Here is a 25929-nt window from a genome sequence, read left to right on the forward strand (position 1 = left end):
TATCTCCCTCATCTCCACTCCCCCATCTATAAGGAATTAACTGCCAATATATGAAATATTTATCTAATATGCGTCACAATTAATACTGCCACCAAAATTTATTGATAAACTACAATTTACTGTAGTCAGGGACAGCCAATTGTGGCACCTTGGATCTTAGTGGCTAGAAGCACCTTGGAACGGGAATAAAGGAACTTCCACTATGCTGATTTGCCCTCAGTGTAAATTTGAAAACCCCAATAGCAACAAATTCTGTCAAAACTGTGGCACGTCCCTGACTCACAAGGTCTGTCCTGAATGCAGTACCGATGATGTACCTGTGAATGCGCTACGTTGTCATAACTGTGACACGGAATGTGGAACAGTGTTTTGGGCAATTATTGCCAAGAAAACGACTGACGAAGCTTTGGGAGTAGAAGGGGATGTGGGGGATGTAGAAGATACAGGAGATGAGGGAGAAATATCTTCTTTATCTCCTCTATCCCCTAGTTCTCAGATTGCATTAGGCTCCTATTTAGACTCCCAAGAGCGCTATCAATTGTTAGATCCGCTACCTGCCCAAACTGAAACTGATACTATTGGTGATGTAGGTGTGAGAGTTCTAGACTGTCAGCCGTATCAAATATCACCAATTGAGGCAATATTAGCAGGTCAGCAAGCAGATTTGCTCACGCCATCAGCACAAGCAAGTGGAATTCCTCACCTTGCCCAACTTTATATTGCCTTACAATCTCAAGGTGAACCGGGGATACCGGCGATTCACGATGCCTGGCAGCAGGATGATATACAGGTAGTAATAATCGAAGATCGCTCGAATTGGCAGTATTTACTTGACCTGTGGCAACAAGAAACAACGAGTTCGTTAAAAATTTTACACTGGTGTTATGAAATGACCCAACTATGGGCAGCATTGGAACCAGTAAATTGTCGTCAAAGCCTTTTAGAATTGTCGAATTTGCGATTGGATGAAGACCAAACGCTGGCACTACAAAGGTTGTATGTGGAATCATCCAATTCTCAGCCCGCCACGGAGTCGCCAGAAGATGCCCAAGTCCAAACATCTGCCATTCCAGAGGAACCGTTAGCTATCCAAGCTTTAGGACGGGTTTGGCAAGCATTATTTAGACAGTCTCAACGCACTCAATTTGGCTCTGTAGTCCAGATGTTGGGGGATTTAGATGTAGGCAAGATTGAGACGATCGCACAATTGCGATCGCGTTTGGAGGAAATCTCTATTGAACTAGAAGCACTAGGAAATGCACCTTTGCCCCCAATAAAGGAGAAAGATACTGCTGTGCCCACTATCCCACAATCAGATGAGTCAGAAGATATCATTAGCAAAGCTGATGATTTGCCAACTGTTGTGCTGGCGATGCAGTTAAGTAGCTTGGAAGATGCAGGACGCACAGATGTAGGGCGTCAACGTCATCATAATGAAGATTACTTTGGCATTGAAACCAAAATTCACAAGCTGGAGTTTCCCAAAAGTCGGGTCTTAGAAGGGCATGGTTTGTATATTCTCTGTGATGGTATGGGTGGACACGCTGGTGGTGAGATAGCCAGCGAGTTAGCAGTCAACACCCTACGGCAATACTTTCAAGAACACTGGATTGCCAACCAACTGCCAACAGAAGATAGCATTCGTGAGGCAGTGTATTTAGCTAACGAGGCGATTTACAAGCTCAACCAACAAGATGCCCGTTCGGGAGTTGGGCGTATGGGTACAACTTTGGTAATGCTCTTAATTCAAGATACTCAAGCAGCAGTTGCTCATGTGGGAGATAGCCGTCTCTATCGCGTGACGCGCAAACAGGGATTAGAACAAGTCACAGTAGACCACGAAGTTGGCCAACGGGAAATTACACGCGGAGTAGAAGCAAGCATAGCTTACGCCCGCCCAGATGCCTACCAACTTACCCAAGCCTTGGGGCCTCGTGATGAAAACTCGATTGATCCCGATGTCGGCTTTTTCGACATCAATGAAGATACTCTTCTGCTGTTGGCATCGGACGGTCTATCAGATAATGATTTACTAGAAACCCACTGGCAGACTCACTTAGAACCCTTAATTAGTTCTGGCGCTAACTTAGAACGGGGTGTTACAGACTTAATTGAGTTGGCAAACCAATACAATGGTCATGACAACATTACTGGTATACTAATTCGGGCAAAAGTACGCCCAAATCTAGAAAGTTAATCATAAATGGGCATAGGGAATGGGGCATGGGAAGATGAGAGAGTAAGGGAGATGAGGGAGATGAGGGGACAAGGAGATAAACAAAACTCCTAACTCTTAACTCTTAACTCCTAACTCCTAACTCAGCACTCATCACTCAGCACTCAGCACTCCTAACGCCCAATCCCTAATCCATTTACCTTGTAGGTTGTATCGTGGTTAGTCTGACCCTGTTAGAACCGCAACAGAAAACGCCCCTCCAGCAGTGGTGCTTTGAGAACTCCTCCATAATTCGGATTGGTCGAGCGGCAGATAATCACGTCGTTTTAATTGATAGTTTAGTTTCGCGGCATCATCTAGAACTTAGACAAGTCGGTTCCCCTAGCAATGGCGGTACTTGGCAGCTGATTAGTCAAGGCACAAATGGGACTTTTCTCAACGGTGTCCTTGTAATTCAAAGTCCATTACCAGATAATTCCCTTTTGCAACTGGCACAGGGAGGGCCAATACTGCAATTCCAAATTCAGGATGTCACAGTACTGGAAACTGGTGTGCGATCGCAACAAATACCAGCAACAGAAGAAAATGCCGCCGAGACACTGTACTCAGCAAAAAATCCGGCAAATTTATCCTACACTTGCACGCACGAAGGCAACTCACCAAATAATTTATTCTGTATCCACTGCGGTCAACCTCTCTCAGTGCAACAGAAGATTCGCCATTATCAGGTGTTGCAAACTCTCGGACAAGGAGGGATGGGTACTACTTATCTGGCTTGGGATGAGGCTGGTTTGATTGCAGGTACACCAAAACTGCTGGTGTTAAAGCAAATGAATGCTGATATGGCCAGAATTGCCAAAGCTCAAGAGTTATTTGAGCGAGAGGCGTACACTCTCAAATCCCTTAACCATCCGGGAATTCCCAAGTATTACGATTTCTTTGTAGAAGACGGAAAAAAATACTTGGCAATGGAACTAATCCACGGGCAAGATTTAGAAAAACGTGTCTATACCACTGGCCCAGTGACACCAAACCAAGCGATCGCCTGGATGATCCAAACCTGCGATATTTTAGACTATCTTCATAGCCAAGAGCCTCCACTGATTCACCGCGACATTAAACCCGCCAACTTAATGGTGCGAGGTTCGGTAAATCGCATAGTGGTACTAGATTTTGGTGCTGTTAAGGAAATTGGCACAGCGCCCGGTACTCGAATTGGTGCAGAAGGTTACTGCGCTCCTGAACAAGAACGAGGACAACCTTTAACTCAATCTGATTTATATGCAGTTGGGCCAACGCTGATTTTTCTGCTCACAGGCGAAAACCCGTTCAAGTATTACCGCCAACGAGGGCGAAACTTCAGGTTTGATGTGGCAAAAGTTCCCACCATTAGCTCCCAATTAAGAGATGTGATCGATCGCGTTACAGAACCATTGCCACGCGATCGCTATCAAACTGCAAAGGAATTAGCTGCGGCTTTAGCTGCTTGCAAAGTTTAGGGAGTGGGGAGTGATGAATATGTAAAAATTACTATTCCCCATTCACTATTCCTCATCCCAAGTTTCTACAGCTAGCAATTCGCTAACTGGGTCTTGCATACTAAAGCCAAAGTCAAGCAATTCCTGTTTCCAGTGCTGCCATTCATTACCATAGAGCAAAGCGATTTTCCAGATGCTATCGCTTGGCTTGATAATATTCGATTCTATGAGTGATTGCACGTTGCGCTGCAATTTCACCATTGGGTGAATCACTTGCTGAGTCATAACCTCGATTGAATTCTGATGTTGTTGGTAAATGCTTAATTAAAACTGCTTTCCATTCTGCAATTGTTGCCGGCCCGTAGAGTGCTGTAATTTTGGCAAAGCTAGTCTTAACTTTCTAACTATACCATAACAAACTCCACTAAGTTACTGGTAAATTCGGTTTTGTACGGTAATTACCACCACAAAACTCCAATTTCACCAAGTAGTCCTTAAACTTTTTGCAGAAACTAGGCAAAGGTTTAGCAGCAAGAGTTAAGGGATAAAGGAGGTAAGGGATATTTATGTTTACCCTCTTCTTTTTCCTCTTTAACCTTTACCTTTTTTCCACAAGAGTGCAACACTACCTTTTGTAAGATATCTATAGTGAACGCTGGCCAAAATAACTAGTCGTCTGGGAAGTTGCACTAAGTAGTGTGACTAAGGACGACTGGGAAAATTTTATTTGTTTTTGAATCACAAAAAATATGTGTGCTTGTTGAACGACCCATCGGACAAGGGCTAGTTTGAGATTTATTGACTGGTAAGGGAAATTTGCAATTGAGTAGAAATGTCTACTGTTTATTTAAACGTTATTTAGAATATCGCAAACATCTGGCATTAGGCAGAATCATCGCAAATCTTCATATAATTTTAATATTTTGCTCAGAGAATAAGACCTGTAGGGTTTTGCTTTAAAGTATGAAGGCGATGCTTACGGCGGTAAAATACGCATGGCAAATTGTCGGTACAGCATAGGCTTACCATAAAGTTCCCTCACCTTCAGAGTCAGCATTTGAATTTTGTGTAAAAAATTTCTAGCCAAGATGTTAGTTTCTGTTGAGCAAGTGGGTATCCTCAGAACGGGAGGCTTGCTGATACCTCAGTATTTACCACAGCAAGTATATGAGGCATGGCTGGTTCAGATGAAGAATACCTAATTTCCCGCAAAAAGCAGATTCAGCGGCGACAAAAGATTGTCACGATAGTGTCGATGTTCTCGTTTTTTGGTTCTACGGCGTTTGCAATCATTCCAGCAATCCAACATGCTAATCAAATTCAGCCAATAACTGCGTCTATTTCTCCTGAGTCAGTATTACAACAACAGGTGCGGGGCTATGAGTTGGTTTTACAACGGGAACCAGAAAACCAACTTGCTTTAGAGAAACTGTCGGTGCTGCGGTTGCAATTGAAGGATACGAAAGGTGCGATCGCACCTTTGGAGAAGCTGGTGAAGTTGCACCCCGATCGGCAAGATTACAAAGTTGTATTGGAACAGATTAAGAAGCAAGAAGGTAAGGGAGAGGGGAATAGCGATCGCTAAGTGGTTAATTAGTCGCCTCAACACTAAGATGACATTATTTCAACTATAGACTGAATATTAAAGGTTGATCATGCTACAAAAAACGGCAATAATTGAAACAAATAAAATTGGAAATGATGTAGCTATAGGACACTACTCAGTTATTTCCGCTGGAGTTATTCTAGGCAATAATGTGATTATCCATCCTCATGTTGTTATAGAAGCGGGAGTAATAATTGGTGACAATGTAGAAATTTTTCCAGGTGCTTATTTAGGCAAACGACCTAAAGGAACTGGTGCAGTTTCTAGAAAAATAGACTATGAAGAAAAGGTAATTATTGGTGATAACTGTGTAATTGGGCCAAATACAGTAATCTATTATGATATTTGCATTGGTAACAATACCTTAATTTGTGAGAGTACTTCAATTAGAGAGAAAGTTACAATCGGCAATTTCTGTCTTATTAGTAGAAATGTAACCATTAATTACAATACTAATATTGGCAATCATACTAAAATTATGGATCTTACCCATATTACAGGTAATTGTGAGATTGGTAATGATGTATTTATTAGTGTGCTAGTTAGCACTACAAATGATCGGGCTATAGGTAAATTAGGTTACGACGAAGGCCGTATTATTGGGCCAAAGATTAGTGATGGAGTAGCTATCGGTGCGGGAGCAAATATCTTACCAGGAGTAACTATTGGTGAAAAATCTGTTATTGCCGCCGCATCCGTTGTAAGTAAAGATGTTCCTGCTAGTAAAATGGTTGCAGGTAATCCAGCACGAGTTATTAGAGATATCAGCAATAGTGAACAATCTGGTTAGCTCTGTTCATATTTGAATACCATGTTAAAACTCAAAGCTATTTTTTTCATGGCTGATGATGGTATTTGTTTAGCTTTTTTCCAATTTATTGAAAATAGCAAATGTCTTCTATGAGTATTAGATATTTCTAAAATGTTAATATTGCGATAATTAATTTTGATCTAATACATATCAATTAAGAAAGATTTTCAAATGACTAACCTACGAACATGAGTATTGAGCAGTGTCGTATTATTCATCTACCAAAAGTACAAGATCCCCGAGGAAATTTAACATTTATAGAAGGTAATAAGCATGTTCCTTTTGATCTCAAGAGAGTTTATTATCTCTACGATGTTCCTGGAGGAGCAGAGAGAGGCGGACACGCTCATAAACAATTACAGCAGCTAATCATTGCTATGTCTGGTAGTTTTGATGTGGTTTTAGATGATGGACATGGCAAATGGCGTTTTCCTCTAAATCGCTCTTATTACGGTCTTTATGTCAGTTCTATGATTTGGCGAGAACTAGATAATTTCTCATCAGGTTCTATTTGTATGGTTTTAGCATCTACCTACTACGAAGAATCTGACTACTATCGCAATTATGATGAATTTATAAAAGCTGTAAGGAGCATAGACAATGGAAATTCCATTTCTTGATTTAAAAGCTCCTGATTTGGAATTAAAAGAAGAATGCGATGCAGCTTATCAGGGCATGATGGAATTTGGCTGGTATATTTTTGGACATGAAGTAGAAGCTTTTGAAGAAGAGTTTGCAGTTTACTGTGAAACTAAATATAGTGTTGGGGTAGGTAATAGTCTTGCAAGAATAGCACTAAAAATATGAATTAGTGTATTCTTAAAATTTCATGAATTTAAAAAAATAGTTATTTTATTTGGATGGAATAAAACAATGTCTATATCAGTAAGAGACTTTGAATCACAAATATTAAATTTGATCAATACAGGTGATTTAAATTCAGCTTTAGATTCAATTATTAACCTTGCTAATACAATAGTATATGGGCAAGAAGCCAGTATAATGACTGTAAGTACCGTGTTCGGTTCAATTACTTTAGATAGAGTGTGCCAGAATATTGGTAACTGTGCAATCGGCACTCAGAAATCTCTTTTAGAAAATAAATCCAATATAAATAAGGAACTGATAATTTATATTGCCAGTGAGCTTTATAATTCGGGAGGACATACTGCTGTCATTGAAGATTTAATTAAAGCTAGACCAGAAAAAAAACATCTAATTCTAATTACTGATACCTTTAACTTAACCGATCGGCCAGCAGTGGAAGATAGATTTAGCCCCTTGAACATCCAAATTCTTTGGGGGCCAGCAGGCAAAGCGTTAGATAAACTTAATTGGCTTCAGCACGCTTTGAGTGTCAATCGTGCTGAGCAAGTATTTCTACTCAATCATCCACATGACGCTGTAGCAATAGCAGCAGTACAGCCAAATCTAACTCCAAACTTGATTTTTTATCATCATGCTGCTCATATTTTTTCTCTAGGTGTACACCTTCCCTATGCACAGCATATAGATTTCGCACCTATGTCTTTCTATAACTGTCGTAATAATTTAGGGCTTTCCAACAATATTTATCTTCCCTTAGTAGTTGATAATATTCCTGATCAATATTTGTCTTATTCTTCTTCATCAGATAAATTAAGAACTTGTTCCTCTATTAGTGAAAACAAGCTTAAAGGAACGCCTTATTTATACTCCTATATTCATGAAATACGTAATATTATTGCTACTACTGGTGGAGTCCACATACATATTGGTGACTTATCATCTGACACACTAAATACTATAAAAAGAGGCTTAAGAGAATTTGAAATCAACTCAGAAAGATTTATTCATGTTCCCTGGGTAAAAAGCTTAGGGATGGCAATGTATGAATATACAGTAGATATATATTTAGATACATTTCCTTTAGGAGGTGGTAAATCGGTTATTGAAGTTATGGCATCTGGAACACCAATTATTGTTCATAATAATTATCGATCTCGCCAACTTTGTACTACTGATATTACATATCCAGAAGCCTTTCGCTGGCAGAAAGTAGATGAACTTTATAACTACTTAAGTACGCTTAATTCTGAGATACTAAGCGCAGAGTCTTTTTATTCCAGAAGACATTATGAAAGAAATTATACTCCAAAGGTATTGAGAGAAGGATTGATCAAACTAGAACAGGGAGAATCAACTACTCTGCCACCTGAACTTAAGCACTACGACCTAGATGATTTGCAATCATTTTTTGATCGGTTTTTTGCTATTAAAAATATTCTAAATACGACCAATGAGCATCAATTAGTACAAGCAAGTATTGAATTGAGCGAAAAAAAATATGAGATAAAAAGGAATCTAGACTTTTTAAGATTCAAAGCTTGTAATCTTGACTTTAAACCTGTCTTTAGTATTATATTCCCAGTTTTTAATACTCCTGAGCCATACTTAAAACCTGCTATTGAATCTGTATTAAATCAGATTTATCCATATTGGGAGTTATGTATTGCTGATGATGCTTCTACCCAACCTCATATTAGAAAAATATTAGAAGAGTATTCTCAAACAGATTCCCGCATCAAAGTTATCTTCAGAAATGAAAATGGTCATATTTCTCGTTCCTCTAACTCAGCTATAGAAATAGCAACAGGAGAGTTTATTGCACTTTTTGATCACGATGATTTATTAACATCAGATGCCTTATACGAAGTAGCACTGTTGCTCAATCAGCATCCAGATGCAGATATGATCTATTCAGATGAAGATAAAGTTGATGACAATAACCAATTTATTTACCCTACTTATAAACCAGATTGGTGTCCTGATTCATTTTTGTCTCGAATGTATACTTGTCATCTTGGTGTTTATCGCCGATCGCTTGTTAACGAGATTGGTGGTTTTAGAGTTGGTTATGAAGGAAGCCAAGATTACGATTTGGTTTTGAGATTGACAGAGAAAACAGATAAAATATTTCACATACCTAAAATACTATATCATTGGCGTCTTCACGCTGGTTCTACATCTGCTTCTACAACTGCAAAATCTTATGCCTATGAAGCAGGATTTAAAGCTTTGACAGATGCGCTTTCTAGAAGAGGCGAAAAAGGCAAAATTTTACCAGATTCTAACATTCCTGGACATTACCATGCTCGTTATGAAATAGACTGTTATAAACTGGTTAGTATTATCATTATTGCAAGAGACTTTAGCTACATATTTAACCAATGTCTAGAATCAATTTTTGCAGAGACATTATATCCAAACTATGAAGTAATTGTCATCGATAATGGTCAGATAGAATGTGATCCAGAAAAAATTATTGGCAAATGGCAAGCTCAACAGCCCAATCGATTTAAGTATTACTCTCATAACATTCCCTTCAGTTACTCAAAACTGAATAATTATGCTGTTACAAAAGCGCAAGGTGATTATTTATTCTTTCTGAGTAGTGACATTCAGGTTATTCAAGGAGATTGGCTTAATGTAATGGTTGAGCAAGTCCAAAGAGATTGTATTGGTGCTGTTGGTGGGTTTCTAATTGATTATAACAACTCTATTCAACACGTAGGATTAACACTGGGTTTAGGCAAAATTGCTAGTCATATCTATAAAGGGCTTACTAAAATAGACGAATACGAAACTTTAGCTAATATAGCATTGATTAAGAACGTCTCAGTCGTCACAGAAGATTGTTTAATGTGTCGTAGAGATGCATTTGAAAGTATTAATGGATTTGATGAAACATTAACTATTTTATACAACGATGTGGATTTGTGTTTAAGATTGATAGGGAAAGGCTATAAAAATATTTATCTTCCCCATGTCAAGCTTACTTACAAAAAAATAAGCAGTTGGAAAGTTAAACTTAGCGCGGAAGAACGTTTAAAAATAGAAGAAATAGCAGTTAATTTAATGCAAGAAAAGTGGGGCAAAATTCTTGAGTATGATCCTTGTTTTAGTCCTCACTTAGCTAGAAGTTTAAACTATAATATTCAAAAAGAAAACAAGATAGTAAGACAACATCATAGTCAAGAAGAAGTTCATAAACCTCTTATTAGTATTTGTATTCCTACTTATAATGGTGAAATATTTATTGCAGAAGCTATTAATAGTGTTTTATGCCAAACCTATCCAAATATAGAAATTATCTTATCTGATGACAATTCTACTGATAGAACAGTTGAGATTGCTAAATCATTTAACCAAGAATTATCCTTTGATTTTTCAATTATTGAACATGGCCAATATGGGCTAGCTCAAAATTGGAACTTCTGTATTTCTCAAGCTAAAGGTAAATATATAAAATTTTTATTTCAAGATGATTTATTAGAGCCAACTGCTATTGAAGAAATGGTTAATTTGGCTGAACGAGATGAAGAAATAGGTTTAGTTTTTTCGCCGAGAAGACTTTTCACCAATACTGGTGATACTGTCTATGATTCAAACTTTTTAATGCATCACGAAGCTAAGGATGTACACAAAGCTTGGTCAAAATTAAAGCCAATTCAATCAGGACAGCAACTTTTGCTAGATCCCAATATACTTGGTTCTCCAATTAATAAAATTGGGGAGCCAAGCACAGTACTAATTAGAAAAGACGTTTTTGAAAAAGTAGGATTATTTAATCCTGAGTTTTGTCAACTTGTAGATTTGGAAATGTGGCTCAGAATTATGAGTCAATACAAAGTTGGTTTTATTGATCAAGTTTTATCTCACTTTAGGATACATTCAGAACAACAAACTCGTAGAAATACTGCTTTAAAGGATGCTATTTTATTAGATTACCAAAAACTGTTTCAGACAATTTACAGTGATACACGATATCCTGAAGCAACGAGACAACAAGCTCTTTATAGATACGCAGTTTTGAGCGAACAAAATTCAGAATTGCAGGGGTTGCGAAAACAAATAGCAGAAGAATGCCTGAATATTCCAGATGAGAAGATAACAGACATATATCTGGGTCTGCTGGGTACAACATATAAAATGTTAGTGAATAGTAGCATCAAATATGAGAGTCTGACTGATGAAGAACAAATTTTTGCTAATGATATACTTTTAAGGCTATCTCAAGGTTTTGATCAGCCAAAAGCAATTCAGCATTTACTAGCAGCTATGCTGTATCGTCGTGCTGACCAGTTACCATTACAGTATGACCTCTCTCGCATACCTAGTTGGTTAATTAATGACTATTTACAATTCCTATTTTCTTCCCCAGTTCACTTTCAAGAACTGGGTGATGCAGATAATTACTATCACTATATGCAGGGGTGGATTGATTACTTACACAAATCTATATTACAAAATTCTGACTCTCGCTTGTGGGATGAAATAGCTAATAACTTTGCATCCATTGCTAATTTTATTCCCCTATATTTTAATGAGCATAATCTTAAAGATATCTATGTTAAGCGTGGAGAAATTATAGAGTTTTTACTGAAGCGTAAGGGTTATGAGGTAGATTATGAGTTTACTAATAGACCTATAAGCAGAAAAAAAATTCGCTTGGGTATCCTGGCTGCACATTTTCTACCTGGTTCTGAAACATTTGCTTACCTTCCTGTTTATGAGTATATCAGTAGAGATTTTGAAGTAATCTTGTACTCTCTTAATCAAACTGGTCATCAACTAGAGCAATATTGCCAAAGCTGTGCAAATTCCTTTAAGCTGCTACCACAAGATTTAGCAGGACAAGTAAATACAATTCGTAATGATGATCTCGATATATTATTCATTGCTACCAATGTGACGGCAGTAACCAATCAAATCTGCTTCTTATCAATGCATAGGTTAGCTAGAATACAAGTCACAAGTGGTGGTTCTGTGGTAACAACAGGAATGCGGCATATAGATTATTACATTTCTGGTACGCTAACCGATCCATCAGCGACGGCAGAAGAGCAATATCGAGAAAAGTTAGTGAAGCTAGAAGGAACTGCTCATTGCTTTAGTTATGGGAATGAACAAGAAAATGTAAATATCAAAGTTGATCGAGAAAGTTTAGGTATCTCTGAAGAAGCAGTTATTTTTGTCTCTGGCGCTAACTTCTTCAAAATCATCCCTGAACTAATTAATACATGGGCAAAAATAATTTCTGGAGTTCCCAACTCCGTTTTAGTGCTTCTGCCATTTGGCCCGAATTGGTCAAACAATTACCCTAAGAAAGATTTTGTAAATCACTTGATTAAAGTGTTTTCAACGCATGGTATACCAGCAGAGCAATTAATAGTTTTAGATCCTCAGCCAGTGCCAAATCGGGAAGAAGTTAAAGAATACTTCAAAATTGCCGATGTATATCTAGATTCTTATCCATTTGCGGGAACAACTTCTTTAGTAGAACCACTACAAGTTAATCTACCAGTAATTGCTAGACGCGGAAGTAGCTTTCGCTCTGCGATGGGAGCCGCAATGGTGCAAGTACTAGATATCCCCAATTTAGTTGCGGATAGTGAAGAGTCTTATATACAATTAGCGATCGCACTTGGTAATAATCCTAAATTACGTCAAGAAAAGAGCGACCAAATTAAGGAAAAAATGCAGGGGAATCCTAGTTTTCTTGATAGTCGTTCTTACTCAGCTAAAATAGGTAGCTTATTTCAAGAATTATTAAGTAAGCATCTTGCAGATACTCTGAGTCAAAATTTACAACTAGGAGATATTAACCTCATTATCTTCCCTGATTGGTTACAGCCAGAAGAATCTCTTGGTTTAGCTTTAGAACAAGTGATTAAAACATTAGTAAATCATGTGAATAATGAGAAAATTACTTTAATTATCAACACGAGTAATATTGCTACTGAAGATGCAGAAATATTTTTATCTAGTATTGCAATGAATCTGCTGCTAGAGGAAGATTTAGATATTAATCAGGGATTAGAAATTTCTCTGTTAGAAAACCTTTCTGAAATTGAGTGGCAAGCTTTGTTACCTCGAATTAATGCCAGACTTATTTTGGAACATGAAGATCAGGAAGCTTTAGCAAAAGTACCAGTTAAAAATCTAGGATGTTATGAATTAGATAACTGGATTAATCAATTCTCGACTGTTGATTAAACAATATTTACCATATTCAGTGCCTTGGCTTAGAGGTTGTTTGAAAAGTTGTGGGCGAATATAATTCGCTACTAGCATTGTCCGCCTCCGCGGACTAATACAAAATCAATGTCTTCAACCCACGGAGGTGGGTTTCGTCTGTGTAGCCTCGATTTCTAATCGCCGGGGCTTTTCAAACAACCTCTTAGAGTAAGAAGAAGAGTACTTGTAATTACAAGTAAACAATATTATGTCATAATTCGATTTTATGATTTTGAACTTTAAATGCGTTGCTCTGCCACCCTAACCCAACTGGTTGAAGTTATTTTGGGCCATTCTGTAAACTTATCTGAAACTGCTTTAACACAAGTAAGTAGTGGTATCCAAACAGATAGCCGTACCCTGAAGCCGGGTGAAGTATTTGTTGCTTTCCGAGGCGATAAGTTTGATGGACATGAATTTGTGCCAACTGCGATCGCAAAGGGTGCGATCGCTGCAATTGTAGATTTTGAATACGAAAATCCGGGATTTCCGGTATTACAGGTAAAGGATACCCTCAAGGCATATCAAAAACTTGGTCGATGGTGGCGCGATCGCTTTAACATTCCTGTAATTGGTGTAACGGGTTCTGTGGGTAAAACTACAACCAAAGAATTGATCGCCGCAGTCTTAGCAACCAAGGGACGAGTTCACAAAACTTATGGAAATTACAACAATGAAATTGGTGTCCCGAAAACTCTCCTAGAACTTGACACTGAAAATGACTACGCCGTAATTGAGATGGCGATGCGGGGTAGGGGACAAATTGCCGAACTGACGCAAATAGCGCGTCCAACAATTGGAGTAATTACCAATGTGGGGACGGCACATATTGAGTTACTGGGTTCCGAAGAAGCGATCGCTGAGGCAAAATGTGAGTTATTAGCCGAAATGCCTGCTGATAGTGTGGCAATTCTCAATCACGACAATGCGCTATTAATGGCCACGGCGGCGAAGGTTTGGCACGGAGAACTTTTAACTTACGGCTTTTCTGGTGGGGACATTCAAGGGCAATTAATTGATAACGAGATTGTGGAAGTTGCAGGAATTCAACTACCTCTGCCTCTACCTGGGCGTCACAACGCGACTAATTTCTTGGCAGCTTTAGCAGTGGCAAAGGTGTTGGGGATTGATTGGGAAACCCTCAAAGCAGGTGTGAATGTGGATATGCCCACAGGGCGATCGCAGCGATTTAACTTACCCAATGATGTGGTAATCTTAGATGAAACTTATAATGCTGCACCAGAAGCGATGATTGCAGCATTGCAATTATTGGCAGAGACACCCGGAAAGCGGAAAATTGCCGTATTGGGTGCAATGAAAGAATTGGGAGAGCGATCGCAGCAGTTGCACCAGCGAGTCGGAGAAACAGTCCGAAAGTTGAATTTAGACGGCTTGTTGGTTTTGGTAGATGGACAAGATGCCGAAGCGATCGCTCTTAGTGCTGAGGGTATTCCATCGGAGTGCTTTGCCACTCATGCCGAGTTGGTGGCTAGGTTGAAGACATTTGTGCAAACAGGCGATCGTTTATTATTCAAAGCCGCCCATTCCGTGGGACTAGATCGGGTAGTCAATCAATTACGTGCAGAATTTCCTAAATGATACCACTAGAAACCCAACGTCTGATACTGCGAGACTTTGTAGAATCAGATTGGCCAGCAGTTCATCAATACGCCAGCGATCCGAAAGTTGTGCGTTATTTAACCTTTGGCCCGAATAGCGAAGAAGATACCAAAAACTTTTTGCAAAGAGAGATTTTATTACAAAGTAAACAACCCCGCCAGCATTTTGCCTTGGCAGTGACTTTAAAACCCCAAAAGCAATTAATTGGTATCTGTCGTATATCCGTTCAGGATACTGGCAACAAAATAGGCTCTATTGGATACTCCTTCACTAAGGAATTTTGGGGACAAGGATATGCAACTGAAGCTGTAAAAGCAGTTGTATCATTTGGTTTTCAGGAGTTAAATTTACATCGCATCTTTGCAACTTGTCACCCAGAAAACATTGCCTCAGCAAGAGTTATGCAAAAAATCGGAATGCAGCAGGAAGGGTATTTGCGAGAACACCATTGGATTAAGGGAGAATGGCGAGACTCTTGGCTATATGCCATCCTTGAACATGAATGGATTTTCTGAAAATATCACCTATAGACTTTAGTTGGAAAGACTAGGGTTGTTGTTGTTGCTGTAGCGTCTTTGAAAAAGAATTGCTGCCAAATTAGTCACGAGACAGGTGATTGCTAGCCATAACAAAATATAAGTAGGAGCCATCACCACGCCAATTAGGAACCAAGTATATACGTGAAAGATCATTACAGAAGCAAAAAAGCTAGCAATTGCAGCAGATTGCCATACTTGATGTGATGGACGACGTAACGCTACCAAGGCCATCGTTAAAATTGTGACAAGTAAGTTTGCTGGTACGAGAAATGCACAAATACTTATGCAGTTGCCACGAGAGAACTCAGCTAAGGTGTTAAAATCGAGCATTAATTTGTTGGGATAGATGTTAGCTTTTTAAGAATTTATTAATTTATTTTAAAACAACGCAATTAAACTTAATATAAAAGTGAGCAATTACATTACAAATATAACATAAATTCAACTATTGAGTTGCCTTTTGATACTATCAATAGTTAGTTAATTATAAAATTTCTGGATAACTAGGGTGGAAAACACCCACCCTAGCTGAATTAACCCGGTAAAATTACCGTATCGATAACGTGTACCACACCATTATCTGCTTCGATATCTGCTGCTAAAACTGTGGCATTTTTAATTTCAAAACCATCAGAAGAATCAATTTTAATGGGTGAACCTTCTACAGAATTAACCGTACCGAGTTGTGCCAAATCAGCCTTTAGCAGCTTTCCTGGAACGACATGATACTTTAAAATCCGCGTTAGCTGGGGAATATTCTGTAACAGAGTTTGGATAGTTCCCGCTGGTAACTTGGCAAAAGCTTCGTCATTGGGTGCAAAGACCGTGAACGGGCCAGGACTTTTTAATGTTTCTACTAAACCAGCCGCTTGGACAGCTGCTACCAGTGTTTTGAAAGACTCAGCCGTAACCGCAATATCAACAATATCAGCCATATATCTTAACCTCAATATCTGCAAAAGATTTTAAAGGATAATAAACCTATTTTAATTTTTATTGAAAAAGGGACTGGGGATAAGGGACTGGGAAAACACTACCCAAGTTTTGTTCGCGCAGCGATACCTCCGGCGTCTCTGCGATCGCACATTCACCGCAGTCGTGATTTATTTGGTTTGTGATGATACTTACTTGTGTGCGATCGCACCCTCACAACCCACTCTCGAAAATTGTTACCCTAAATAAAGTTATGAGGACGCAAATATGACTGACAAAAATCGTTCTCAATGGGACTTAGGCAGGTTTATCGAAACCCTGACTTACTTTGAGGTAATTCCTTTCCTTAACTGGGTACAGCAGTTAATCCAAGGCCGTCCTAAGGATAATCAAGATAGACCCAATGGAGGAAGAAACGTGGGTGTAATATTAGTAGCAGGTGCAACTGGTGGTGTCGGTAAACGAGTAGTGCTGCGATCGCTCCAACAAGGTTATAAAGTTCGCGCCCTAGTTCGAGATATTGACAAAGCGCGGTCAATTCTTGGTAATGATATAGATTTAGTAGTTGCGGATATCACGCAACCAGAAACTTTAACTCCTTTAGTTCTAGCTGATATTCAAGCTGTAATTTGTTGCACAGCAGTACGTGTACAACCTGTTGAGGGAGACACAGCAGATAGAGCCAAATATTATCAAGGTGTTAAATTTTACCAACCAGAAATTGTGGGTGACACTCCCGAAAATGTAGAATATCAAGGTGTCAAAAACTTAGTCCAAGCTGCGGCAAAATATTTACCCCAAGCAAACGAAAAACCGATATTTGATTTCACCAAACCATCAGCAGAATTAAAAGATTACTGGGGAGCGTTGGATGATGTCGTCATGGGTGGTGTGAGTGCCAGTAATATCCAATTGCTAGATAATACAGCTTTATTTGCTGGTAATGTCTCCACCGCTAACTCTGGCGGATTTGCTTCTGTCAGAACGAAGAATTTTGATCCACCCTTTAACTTATCTGGTTACACTGGTGTAAAACTGCGTGTCAAAGGTGACGGTCAGCGTTATAAAATCTTTCTGCGGACAGATACAACATGGGATGGTATTGGTTACAGCCATTCTTTCGACACCGTAGCTAATACTTGGATAGATATTCACATTCCCTTTACAGATTTGATTCCCGTCTTTCGGGCAGAAGTTGTCAAAGATGCGCCGCCAATTGAGCAAAGTAAAATTAGTTCATTCCAACTGATGTTGAGCAAATTTGAATACGATGGCGCTTTGAATCCCAAGTTTTCTCCAGGTGGTTTTGCTTTCCAGTTGGAATCAATTAAAGCTTATGGTGGGACAACTTTACCACAATTTATTCTCGTCAGTTCAGCAGGTGTAACTCGTCCTGGCCGCCCTGGGATTAATTTAGATGAAGAACCGCCAGCAGTAAAATTAAATGACCAATTGGGAGGAATTTTAACTTGGAAGTTGAAAGGAGAAGATAGTTTAAGAGAAAGCGGAATTCCTTATACGATTATTAGACCTTGTGCTTTAACTGAAGATGCAGGAAGTAAAGAATTAATATTCGAGCAAGGCGATAATATTAGAGGCAAAATCAGTCGTGAGGATGTGGCAGAACTTTGCGTGCAAGCGCTAAAAATAGAAAAAGCCTCTAACATTACATTTGAGGTTAAACAGGGAGAAAATACTGTCAATTCTATCGATTGGCAAAGTTTATTTTCTAACTTACAACCGGATAAGAGATGAAACTTACAACCGGATAAGAGATGAAATTTCCGCAGCTTTTTAGTCTGTCACTATCCCAACAAAGCCTGCTAAGAAAGAAATTGCCTGTAAGCAAGGGCGGACAAAATGTCCACCCCACAAGTAGTAGTAATTTATTTTTTAGTAATCTGTTAGATGCGATCGCTACACCTGATGTATAACTCCATCAAACAGGTTGAACCGGAAAACTAGACCAAAACTCCTAACTCTTGTACAGACGCGATTAATCGCGTCTCTCCTAACTCCTCAAATTGACGCCGAATTTTTCCACCAAAGCTTCGCGGACTTTATTGTGTACTGGTTCAACTTCTGCCTCAGTCAGAGTGCGATCGCTAGCCCGATAAATTAACCGGAATGCTAAACTCCGCTGTCCTTCGCGGACATTTTCGCCCCGATATTCATCAAATAATTCCACCGATTCGAGTAAATCTTTACCCGCTTTGGTAATTACTTTTTCAATTTCGACAACTGAGATTTTCACGGGTGCGAAAAAGGCGATGTCGCGATCGCTAGCCGGATAGGTAGAATAGGGCTGGAATGTCTGGACAAGAATTTCATCTTGTTCTAGAGAATCTAAAAGCACATCTAGATCCAATTGGAAAACGTAAACGGAATCTGGTAAACCTTTTTCTCGTCGCAATTGGGGATGGAGTTGTCCAAAAATCCCCAGTCTGTTACCCCGAATCCACAGAGAAGCGGTGCGTCCTGGATGTAAGCGTTCGTCGCGGCGATCGGGTTGAAATTCGATTTGCAAGCTAAGTTGCCGAAATACACTTTCTAAAATACCTTTGGCTTCAAACCAGGTGATGGGTTCTTCCCGTCCACTTTTTGACCATTTGCCAAGGGTGCGATCGCCTCCGATAATCCCCGCCAGGGCTTCTGTTTCTTGCAAACCGTCTTCTTCTTGCCAGAAAATCTGTCCGATTTCAAAGCCGTTCAGCGCACCATTACCCTGCTCTAAATTGTATTGAAAGGCATCAATTAACCCCGATATCAAATCGGTTCGTAGCGCTGAATATTCAACAAATAAGGGGTTGGACAATACTATATTTCTGTCTTCTCCTGGTTTGACTAAAGAATAGTGGATTAATTCTGTCAATCCTTCAGCCCGCAGGAAAGCTCGTAATTTGCGAACCAGTTCTTGATCTAAAGGCAGATAACCCGCTTCCGCTTTTTCTGGTAGTGTATCGCAGAATTTGTTGTAGCCATAGAGACGGGCGATTTCTTCGATTAAATCAATTTCTCGCTCTAAGTCGCGGTAACGATAAGGTGGGACGGAAACTGACCATGTAGCTTGATGGCTGCTATCTTCTCCTGAAGGAGTTAACTTACATCCCAGTGCAGTCAGGATGCGCTCAACATCTTTTTCTTGGAGTTCACCTGTATCTTCTTCTAATTCGATGGGCCCCAATATCTGATTAACTCGGTCTAAACGCAACGCGATAGAACGACTCCAAGTAGAAGGATCGGGGCGGGTGTCGGCAATTTCTTGCTGGACAAGAATTCCACTTGCCAATTCACTAATTAAGGATAAGGCGCGGCGATTAGCTATTTCCAACTCAGCCCGGTTAACTCCCCGTTCGTATCTGCCAGAAGCTTCACTTCTTAAGCCTACACTCCTCGAAGAACGGCGAATTGCCACGGAATCAAATAAGGCTGCTTCTAAAACTAAACTTTGAGTACCTTGATGAACTTCTGTTTCTTCCCCACCCATGACTCCCGCCAGTGCAACGGGTCTGTCGTTAGCAGTAATTAACAAATTTTGGGTTGCTAGGGTGCGAGTTTGTCCATCCAGGGTTTTGAGGAATTCTCCATTATTGGCGAAGCGAACGCCAATGGTTAAATTTTCGCTACTTGCAACAGATTGTAGGCGATCGCGGTCAAAGGCGTGTAGTGGTTGTCCCCATTCCAACAAAACGTAGTTAGTAATATCCACAACATTACTGATGGGACGTACCCCAGCCGCGCGCAAACGCTGTTGCAGCCATTCGGGAGATGGAGCAATTTTGACCTGTTCAATTACCGTACCAATATATGCAGGAGAAGCTTGGGTATCGGCAATTTTTAAAGCTAAATTTCCGGTGCTTTTGGGAATAGAGACTTCACCAGGTTCAGGAATGCTCAACTTTCCACCAGTTAAAGCTGCTACTTCTCTGGCTACGCCTACCATACTCAAAGCATCAGCGCGATTGGCAGTTGCGGTAAGGTCTAAAATTACATCATCTAAACCCAACAACGGCCGCACATCACTACCCAATGGTAAATTTTCCTGGGTAAAAATATGAATTCCGTCTACATCGGTGGGCAAACCAAGTTCCTTTAAAGAACAAATCATGCCCTGAGATGGGACACCACGGAGTTTTGCAGGTTTAATTTTTAAATCGATGTTGGGTAAGTAAGTACCCGTAGTTGCCACAGGTACATAGATATCTGCCTTCACATTGGCAGCACCACAGACAATATTTAAAGTCTCACCTGTACCGATATCGACTTGGCAAACACTTAATTTATCGGCATTGGGATGGGGTTGACGCTCAAGGACTTTGCCGATAACCACGCCATTTGCCCAAGTGCGGCGGTCTTCAATTTCTTCAACCTCAAATCCTGCCATTGTCAGGGTTTCGGCTAATTCTTCTGGACTAAGTTTTATCTCTACTAGTTCGCGCAGCCAATTTAGAGAAATACGCATGGAGTGTGTTTGTTTTAGGAATTGTCTTTTGTTCTCATTTTAGGGTGCAAAAAGCGCTCGATGGCTACTTGTCCCGCAATGCGTACCCTTTCACTTGAACAATCCTACTACGTTAGACTGGCAGAACAATATCGCTTTTTTACTTTATCGAAAATCGGCGGGAATCCCATCCCAACAAGAGGGGTGTCTGGGATAGCCGCCCGCCGATTTAGTCATTAGTCATTAGCACCAATGACTTCGATTTTCCCCGGCTTGAAGCCAGGGGATGAGTTAAATAGGGTTAATATAGGAATTTTGATAGTAAGCCAAAATCTGGTTAACTCGTTGCCGACTTTCTAAACCAGAGTTTGCTGTCCACGAGAGGCTCAAACCACCAATTTGACTTTGATTGTAATCAAACTGCTGGGATGACTGGGGAATTAAATCCACTTCCACACCTTCGACTTGACGTAAATGTGCTGCTATTTCTCTATAAACAGCTAAAGGCAAACCAGCGAATTCTATTTTTTCCTTAATTCCCATCTTTATGAAGCTCCCACTTTAAAAGAATTTGGAGGGGGCGGTGTCACTGAAACAGGATTGCCGGTAGCAGATACAGCTGACGGCGCTGAGTTTATGACCCCTTCCCCTACCATTTTGGCAACTTCAATACCAAATTGTTCCAAAATTACGATGGGATTGTAGCCCTGATTCATTTCAATACGTTTAATCAGTACACCATTTGCTAATCGCTGTCCCGCCTGGACATAGCGACTTGTCGGCTCATCGGGTACTTTGATAATTGCCTGTGGTTCATTACTAATTAGAACTACACCAGTCACAACCACTGCCCTTGCTAACTCAGGTTGTGCTGGCGGTGGCAATACAGAGACTAAAGTAGGGTTAGCGACAACTTGAGGCAAAACTTTAGGTAAGACTGAAGTCAAGATAGGATTGACTTTTTTTGGTACAGATTTCTGTGGATTTAAAGCTATTTTGGGTGTTGGAAGTTTTGGTTTTACTACTAATGCAGTAGGTAGCTTAGGCAACACGGGAACTGGCCTACCAGATGTTTGAGACATTCCGGGAGTCGTCTGCCCGAAAAGTTGTGCAAAAGGATCGCTCCGATCTTTTGATACCACAAGTTCTCGTGCCCTTTCTGTAGCATTAGTGGATTGAATCAAGCTAGCAGATGCAGTATTAACTTGTGAAACCTGCTTGGCAGGTATCACTGGATTCTTAAAGGATTGAGCCGCTGGTGGCGACTTTTTTGCTATTTTGGGAATTGGCGCAGGATTGATGGCTTGTTGTTGTGTATCTTCAGAAGCACATCCAGCGATCGCCAAAGTTAGAATAGCTGCAATTGTAATTTTTGAAGTTCTGCCCATGAGCTGTTCTCAAAAGCCATTGGAAAATTTAAAACTGGAAATCAACATGCCTTAAATTTATATCCAAGGCAAAGTATCTTCCCTTTATAACCTAATTTTTTACATTTCAAGGGTTATTTTTAGCACTGCCTACCTAGCGTAACTGCGGTTAACTTGATTTATAGTTAATCTTCTGCTACACCCATAAGCTCTTTCATCAAATCCAGTCCTTTTTTGACTCTACGGGAAACCGTAACTACACTGATGCCCAAATGTTCTGCAACTTGTTTTTGTGTCAAATCTTGCAAAAACACACATTCCAACACATCGCGGGTGCGTTTTTCTAGTTGAACCAATGCTTGTTGCAGGCGGAGTTGGTCTTCTTGTGCCAGTTGAAAGCTGCGATAGTGAGGATCTGGAACCAATTCTCCTAAGCAGGTAGAACCTTCTTCTCCATCTTGGATTGGTACATCAAGACTCAAGGGAGCGCGATTGATCCATGCTAATTTAATTTCTTGCCATTCATTTGGAGAAATTTCTAGTGCTGCTGCTAGTTCCGAGTCGCTTGGTTGACGATTGTGTTTTTCACGCCAAGAACGTGATACTCCTATTGCTTGCTGTTGCAGCGCTAACCATTTCCGAGGAATTCGCACGGTGACACCTTTATCTCGGAGATAGTGTTGAATTTCACCCCGAATATAAGGAAGAGCGTAGGAACTGAAGGCATGTCCCTTAGAAATTTCAAATCTTTCAATAGCCCTGATTAAACCCAAACATCCAACCTGGAGCAAATCATCGTAGGTTTCATGACATTGATTTGTCCAGTAGTGAGCTTCTTTTCTCACAAGTCCAAAATTGAGTTTTACGAGTTGATTGCGAACATTTTCTGACGGAGATTGCTGATATTCTCGCAACAACTGCCAAATTTCGTGCTTTAGTTCATTGGTGACTGTGGTAGGCATAGCACCGGGTTTATTGAGCAAATAAAGAATCTAATTATTCATTTTTAAATTTAGCTGCGATCGCACGATATCAAAGACAATATCGCACTATGTTTGCTAGCAAATACTATGGTAGATAATAAAGATTTTCTATCAAAATTCCATAGCTTACTTAACTAATCGGGCAAAATTTAAATGGGCGAAATCGCTATTTAGTTGGTTATTTATCTTTGGTGTGACCTGTAGATTTTTTAGAACTACATAGAAATAAAATATAAAATTAATCACTAAATATCAAACCGAGATTGTACTTAACTTGAATTAATTAATGATGAAGTTAATTTAGAGAAACAAAACAACAGGAGTTGGACTTTTGTTTGATAAGCAAAAGTTAGATTTACAGTAGAATTACGTGCCTATTTAACTGGAATTTATCTAATAATTAAAAACTACTAATAATTCCAAAAAATACTATGTATATTTACGCAATACCACAAAAAAAAGGGCATGTTACCCTTTTTTGTACTTAAGTCTATAGTCTTTTAATGAAAGGAAAAAGGTTAAAGGGATAAATCAAGTGACCAACAAGATTGAGGGATCAAAATTTTCCCAATTAGTCAGGGCTATTTCGCCCACAAATTTGCTCGGCTTTAACACTCAGTCCTGAGTGCTGAGTCCTGAGTAACAAGAGATCGTACTCAGTACTTTCGTACTATGATAAAAGCCCCGCCCGAAGTCAAGCGGAATCTTTGTAATACCTGAAGAATGTTGATACCCTGCCTCTTGTGGTGCGGTCTTTCAACTCAGCACTCGGAACTCAGCACTCTAAAGTTTCTACTTCTACACTTTCAACTCAGCACTCGGAACTCAGCACTCTTCATCTGTCTTTGTAAAAAACCTATCTACCCTCCTGAAAATAGAGGGTAAATAAGTTAACTTTTGCGATCAAGTGTGATACTTACAGAATTTTCGTTCTGAGTGCCAGTTAGTTGCCTGACTTTCAAGGGTTTAGCTACGAGTCGGTTCAACTCGTCCATAAAATAGACCGCGAATCTTGACTTCTTTAGGTTCGCCAGCACCTAAATCTGTATCAGATGGCTGTTCGCTCTCGAAAGTACCAGCAATTTCACCGCTAGAACTGTCTATTTTAGCGATTTGCAGAGAAATCTTGCCATTAAGATTTTCTGCACGCTTGACGTTAGTGCGGGTAAGTTCTTCATCATCTGCTTGAGCAGGGAGAGCTACGGCATTATCGTAGCCACTAACGACACCACGACCTTTGGGATCTAGGAAGGCAGCACCACGATAGGAAGGAACTTTGAAGCTGCCTTCAAAGTCCGTAGAGGTGTTAATACTGGTCAAACTGGGTTGGCTTTGAGCAACCAAGTTTTTGATGGTGAAGAGGAAAGGTACTCGCTCACCACCAGGAAGCTGCACGGTAATGGCTTGGAAGTCAAGACCATCAGTTTCGGTAAAGGTCAGGCTATTATCTGCGTTGACTTTTAGATTACCTTGCACCTGGTCAATGGTGGAAGTGTATCTGGTTAACAATTTGCCAGCAACAAATTCTGCTTCTTGGCGTTTGTTAGCAGGTTCTTCTTTGATGAAGAAGCTAGTTGGTTCCAAGCAAAGTTCTTTGATGCCGTAAGACTGGCTAGAATCAATGGGAATGGAACCACGGCTTGTTTCTGCTAGTTGGGGGCATTTGTTAGCCAAGCCAGTGCCACGAATTTGATCGTAAGTGAGTACATCTCTACCACTACTACTAGCAGGAGCATCACTACAAGCAGTTATCAGTCCCAGGCACAAAGCCAAGAATGCAACAATTAAAGCGCGATACCTCATGGTTAACCTCAATCTCAAAAATTAATATCTAAGTTGTAAAACTGCATCGAAGCTTTGATCTCTGATGAGAAGCCGCTACTCTGCGAAAAGCTACCTTTGTTCGGACATGGCTTTGCTCTGATTAAAAGAGTTGAAGTAAGTGTCCGAGTGTTTAGGTTGTCAACCGCTGCTCAAACTTTTCTCTGCTAAACGTAGTTAAACGTGTCGCTCTCTTGAGCTTGGGGTGTAAACCCCAGACTAAATAGCACACTGCATCCATTTTGGATGTGTGTCACTATAGGAGCAAAAAACCAGCAGTTTTACTGTTGGTGGCATTTGTTAGAGTTGGGCGGGTGGGTGAGTAAGCCTCACACAGAGCAGCATAAATGCTTACCTCGAAGAGTGCGAACAGGGGAATCTGCTTCGCAACTTTGCTTTTGCTGATGGCAAAAGCGGCGTCGCCCAAGTCTTTTTGTATCATGTATGTGACGCCACTACATACAGCCCATTGTTTGATGGGTAAATCAGCCAGATCATACGATTTTTTTTAACTCAAAATCAAAGTTCTCAAAATCCAAGAAAGTCTCGTCCCGATCGCACCTAGCTACTGTAAAGGCTCTGCTAGAGGTAATTACGCTCTTTTTGGAGCGATCGCAATTGCTTCTAATAAAGATACAAATCTAGTTATATTCACCTCTGAGTCAGGCAAGTGAGGGGACAAACTAGGGAAAATTAAAAATCTCCGGTAAATTTGAGTTGACCTCATTTATGCGGAAAGGGTGGCATGAACGATCAGAAAAATATTGAATCAGAGAAGTTGTCTGGTAAAGTGCAAGCGATCGCAACTGTGGTGTATGATGCAGTTCAAGATTGCCAAGGCGATACTGTAGCTCTTTTGGCTTTGCTGCGCCAATTAGAGCAGTTACACCGAGAGATCCGAGATGGAATTTTTCAAGAGAGTTTACCTGTTAACCGTCGGCAACTCTACTCATTGCTGAAAGATATTGAGTCTGAGGGCGGCTGGCCTTACATTGAGCGAATGAGACTACAAGCCTTTTTAGCGAATTTGCCCCAAGAGACTCCCGAAGAAAAAAGCCACGAAGTTTTAGAGAGCGATCGCTCCTTTAGCTAATT

Annotated in this window: 21 protein-coding genes; 12 read left to right on the plus strand and 9 right to left on the minus strand. The window is 40.1% G+C overall.

All coding sequences use genetic code 11. The features are described 5' to 3' along the window. Positions 1-202: 202 nt before the first annotated feature. Positions 203-2197, plus strand: coding sequence for a serine/threonine phosphatase (locus V7L07_RS26975; protein WP_335062004.1), 1995 nt, complete (start codon positions 203-205; stop codon positions 2195-2197). A gap of 194 nt (positions 2198-2391) precedes the next feature. Continuing rightward, a complete protein-coding gene (locus V7L07_RS26980) occupies positions 2392-3675 on the plus strand; it encodes a protein kinase domain-containing protein (protein ID WP_335062005.1) in 1284 nt (427 codons plus the stop codon). 45 nt (positions 3676-3720) lie between these two features. Here V7L07_RS26980 and V7L07_RS26985 read toward each other — a convergent pair whose 3' ends face one another. Beyond that, positions 3721-3939, minus strand: coding sequence for a DUF4327 family protein (locus V7L07_RS26985; RefSeq protein WP_012407469.1), 219 nt, complete (start codon positions 3937-3939; stop codon positions 3721-3723). A gap of 889 nt (positions 3940-4828) precedes the next feature. Here V7L07_RS26985 and V7L07_RS26990 point away from each other — a divergent pair. From V7L07_RS26990 to V7L07_RS27020, 7 genes are all read left to right on the plus strand, one after another. Beyond that, positions 4829-5239: a tetratricopeptide repeat protein gene (locus V7L07_RS26990; RefSeq protein WP_335062007.1), complete on the plus strand. Its 411-nt coding sequence runs from the start codon at positions 4829-4831 to the stop codon at positions 5237-5239. 70 nt (positions 5240-5309) lie between these two features. After that, positions 5310-6050 carry an N-acetyltransferase gene (locus V7L07_RS26995; protein WP_335062009.1) on the plus strand — a complete coding sequence of 247 codons (741 nt, stop codon included), beginning with the start codon at positions 5310-5312 and terminating at the stop codon, positions 6048-6050. 209 nt (positions 6051-6259) lie between these two features. Further along, positions 6260-6691 carry a sugar 3,4-ketoisomerase gene (locus tag V7L07_RS27000; RefSeq protein WP_335062011.1) on the plus strand — a complete coding sequence of 144 codons (432 nt, stop codon included), beginning with the start codon at positions 6260-6262 and terminating at the stop codon, positions 6689-6691. Beyond that, positions 6672-6878 (plus strand): DegT/DnrJ/EryC1/StrS family aminotransferase, encoded by a 207-nt coding sequence (locus V7L07_RS27005; protein WP_335062012.1) that lies wholly within the window; start codon positions 6672-6674, stop codon positions 6876-6878. The genes V7L07_RS27000 and V7L07_RS27005 overlap by 20 nt, the downstream gene beginning before the upstream one ends. Before the next feature lie 66 nt (positions 6879-6944). Beyond that, positions 6945-13109: a glycosyltransferase gene (locus V7L07_RS27010; RefSeq protein WP_335062014.1), complete on the plus strand. Its 6165-nt coding sequence runs from the start codon at positions 6945-6947 to the stop codon at positions 13107-13109. Between the two features lie 264 nt (positions 13110-13373). Further along, positions 13374-14729 carry a UDP-N-acetylmuramoyl-tripeptide--D-alanyl-D-alanine ligase gene (locus tag V7L07_RS27015; RefSeq protein WP_335062016.1) on the plus strand — a complete coding sequence of 452 codons (1356 nt, stop codon included), beginning with the start codon at positions 13374-13376 and terminating at the stop codon, positions 14727-14729. Then, entirely contained in the window at positions 14726-15265 is a 540-nt protein-coding gene (locus tag V7L07_RS27020; RefSeq protein ID WP_335062018.1) for a GNAT family N-acetyltransferase, read from the plus strand. The genes V7L07_RS27015 and V7L07_RS27020 overlap by 4 nt, the downstream gene beginning before the upstream one ends. Before the next feature lie 18 nt (positions 15266-15283). Here V7L07_RS27020 and V7L07_RS27025 read toward each other — a convergent pair whose 3' ends face one another. Both V7L07_RS27025 and V7L07_RS27030 read right to left on the minus strand, forming a co-directional pair. Further along, positions 15284-15619, minus strand: a complete 336-nt coding sequence (locus V7L07_RS27025; RefSeq protein WP_335062019.1) for a hypothetical protein — start codon at positions 15617-15619, stop codon at positions 15284-15286. A 203-nt stretch (positions 15620-15822) separates the two neighbouring features. Beyond that, entirely contained in the window at positions 15823-16224 is a 402-nt protein-coding gene (locus V7L07_RS27030; protein WP_335062022.1) for a fasciclin domain-containing protein, read from the minus strand. 265 nt (positions 16225-16489) lie between these two features. Here V7L07_RS27030 and V7L07_RS27035 point away from each other — a divergent pair, with 265 nt between their 5' ends. Both V7L07_RS27035 and V7L07_RS27040 read left to right on the plus strand, forming a co-directional pair. After that, positions 16490-17977: a CIA30 family protein gene (locus V7L07_RS27035; RefSeq protein WP_335062023.1), complete on the plus strand. Its 1488-nt coding sequence runs from the start codon at positions 16490-16492 to the stop codon at positions 17975-17977. 20 nt (positions 17978-17997) lie between these two features. Then, positions 17998-18156, plus strand: coding sequence for a hypothetical protein (locus tag V7L07_RS27040; protein ID WP_335062025.1), 159 nt, complete (start codon positions 17998-18000; stop codon positions 18154-18156). A gap of 77 nt (positions 18157-18233) precedes the next feature. Here V7L07_RS27040 and pheT read toward each other — a convergent pair whose 3' ends face one another. The 6 genes from pheT to V7L07_RS27070 form a co-directional block, all read right to left on the minus strand. Then, complete coding sequence (pheT, locus tag V7L07_RS27045) at positions 18234-20684, minus strand: phenylalanine--tRNA ligase subunit beta (protein ID WP_335062027.1); 2451 nt, start codon at positions 20682-20684, stop codon at positions 18234-18236. Positions 20685-20954: 270 nt separating this feature from the next. Then, positions 20955-21206, minus strand: coding sequence for a hypothetical protein (locus tag V7L07_RS27050; protein ID WP_335062029.1), 252 nt, complete (start codon positions 21204-21206; stop codon positions 20955-20957). Positions 21207-21208: 2 nt separating this feature from the next. After that, entirely contained in the window at positions 21209-22051 is an 843-nt protein-coding gene (locus tag V7L07_RS27055) for a hypothetical protein (protein ID WP_335062030.1), read from the minus strand. Between the two features lie 164 nt (positions 22052-22215). Next, complete coding sequence (locus V7L07_RS27060) at positions 22216-22992, minus strand: RNA polymerase sigma factor SigF (RefSeq protein WP_335062032.1); 777 nt, start codon at positions 22990-22992, stop codon at positions 22216-22218. 987 nt (positions 22993-23979) lie between these two features. Next, entirely contained in the window at positions 23980-24816 is an 837-nt protein-coding gene (locus V7L07_RS27065; protein ID WP_335062033.1) for a photosystem II manganese-stabilizing polypeptide, read from the minus strand. Between the two features lie 274 nt (positions 24817-25090). Then, on the minus strand, positions 25091-25276 hold the full coding sequence (locus tag V7L07_RS27070; protein WP_335062035.1) for a hypothetical protein: 186 nt from the start codon (positions 25274-25276) through the stop codon (positions 25091-25093). 303 nt (positions 25277-25579) lie between these two features. Here V7L07_RS27070 and V7L07_RS27075 point away from each other — a divergent pair, with 303 nt between their 5' ends. Then, positions 25580-25927, plus strand: coding sequence for a hypothetical protein (locus V7L07_RS27075; protein WP_335062037.1), 348 nt, complete (start codon positions 25580-25582; stop codon positions 25925-25927). The last annotated feature ends 2 nt before the right edge of the window (positions 25928-25929 follow it).

The sequence above is a fragment of the Nostoc sp. genome, assembly GCF_036916985.1.
In the GTDB taxonomy this organism is placed as follows: Bacteria; Cyanobacteriota; Cyanobacteriia; order Cyanobacteriales; family Nostocaceae; genus Nostoc.

What these genes read in the sequence shown, in the direction of transcription:
- V7L07_RS26975 (WP_335062004.1), top strand. Translation starts at nt 203, where the DNA reads ATGCTGATTTGCCCTCAGTGTAAATTTGAAAACCCCAATAGCAACAAA.
- V7L07_RS26985 (WP_012407469.1), bottom strand. Translation starts at nt 3,939, where the DNA reads ATGACTCAGCAAGTGATTCACCCAATGGTGAAATTGCAGCGCAACGTG.
- V7L07_RS26990 (WP_335062007.1), top strand. Translation starts at nt 4,829, where the DNA reads ATGGCTGGTTCAGATGAAGAATACCTAATTTCCCGCAAAAAGCAGATT.
- V7L07_RS26995 (WP_335062009.1), top strand. Translation starts at nt 5,310, where the DNA reads ATGCTACAAAAAACGGCAATAATTGAAACAAATAAAATTGGAAATGAT.
- V7L07_RS27000 (WP_335062011.1), top strand. Translation starts at nt 6,260, where the DNA reads ATGAGTATTGAGCAGTGTCGTATTATTCATCTACCAAAAGTACAAGAT.
- V7L07_RS27005 (WP_335062012.1), top strand. Translation starts at nt 6,672, where the DNA reads ATGGAAATTCCATTTCTTGATTTAAAAGCTCCTGATTTGGAATTAAAA.
- V7L07_RS27010 (WP_335062014.1), top strand. Translation starts at nt 6,945, where the DNA reads ATGTCTATATCAGTAAGAGACTTTGAATCACAAATATTAAATTTGATC.
- V7L07_RS27015 (WP_335062016.1), top strand. Translation starts at nt 13,374, where the DNA reads ATGCGTTGCTCTGCCACCCTAACCCAACTGGTTGAAGTTATTTTGGGC.
- V7L07_RS27020 (WP_335062018.1), top strand. Translation starts at nt 14,726, where the DNA reads ATGATACCACTAGAAACCCAACGTCTGATACTGCGAGACTTTGTAGAA.
- V7L07_RS27025 (WP_335062019.1), bottom strand. Translation starts at nt 15,619, where the DNA reads ATGCTCGATTTTAACACCTTAGCTGAGTTCTCTCGTGGCAACTGCATA.
- V7L07_RS27030 (WP_335062022.1), bottom strand. Translation starts at nt 16,224, where the DNA reads ATGGCTGATATTGTTGATATTGCGGTTACGGCTGAGTCTTTCAAAACA.
- V7L07_RS27035 (WP_335062023.1), top strand. Translation starts at nt 16,490, where the DNA reads ATGACTGACAAAAATCGTTCTCAATGGGACTTAGGCAGGTTTATCGAA.
- V7L07_RS27040 (WP_335062025.1), top strand. Translation starts at nt 17,998, where the DNA reads ATGAAATTTCCGCAGCTTTTTAGTCTGTCACTATCCCAACAAAGCCTG.
- pheT (WP_335062027.1), bottom strand. Translation starts at nt 20,684, where the DNA reads ATGCGTATTTCTCTAAATTGGCTGCGCGAACTAGTAGAGATAAAACTT.
- V7L07_RS27050 (WP_335062029.1), bottom strand. Translation starts at nt 21,206, where the DNA reads ATGGGAATTAAGGAAAAAATAGAATTCGCTGGTTTGCCTTTAGCTGTT.
- V7L07_RS27055 (WP_335062030.1), bottom strand. Translation starts at nt 22,051, where the DNA reads ATGGGCAGAACTTCAAAAATTACAATTGCAGCTATTCTAACTTTGGCG.
- V7L07_RS27060 (WP_335062032.1), bottom strand. Translation starts at nt 22,992, where the DNA reads ATGCCTACCACAGTCACCAATGAACTAAAGCACGAAATTTGGCAGTTG.
- V7L07_RS27065 (WP_335062033.1), bottom strand. Translation starts at nt 24,816, where the DNA reads ATGAGGTATCGCGCTTTAATTGTTGCATTCTTGGCTTTGTGCCTGGGA.
- V7L07_RS27070 (WP_335062035.1), bottom strand. Translation starts at nt 25,276, where the DNA reads ATGATACAAAAAGACTTGGGCGACGCCGCTTTTGCCATCAGCAAAAGC.
- V7L07_RS27075 (WP_335062037.1), top strand. Translation starts at nt 25,580, where the DNA reads ATGAACGATCAGAAAAATATTGAATCAGAGAAGTTGTCTGGTAAAGTG.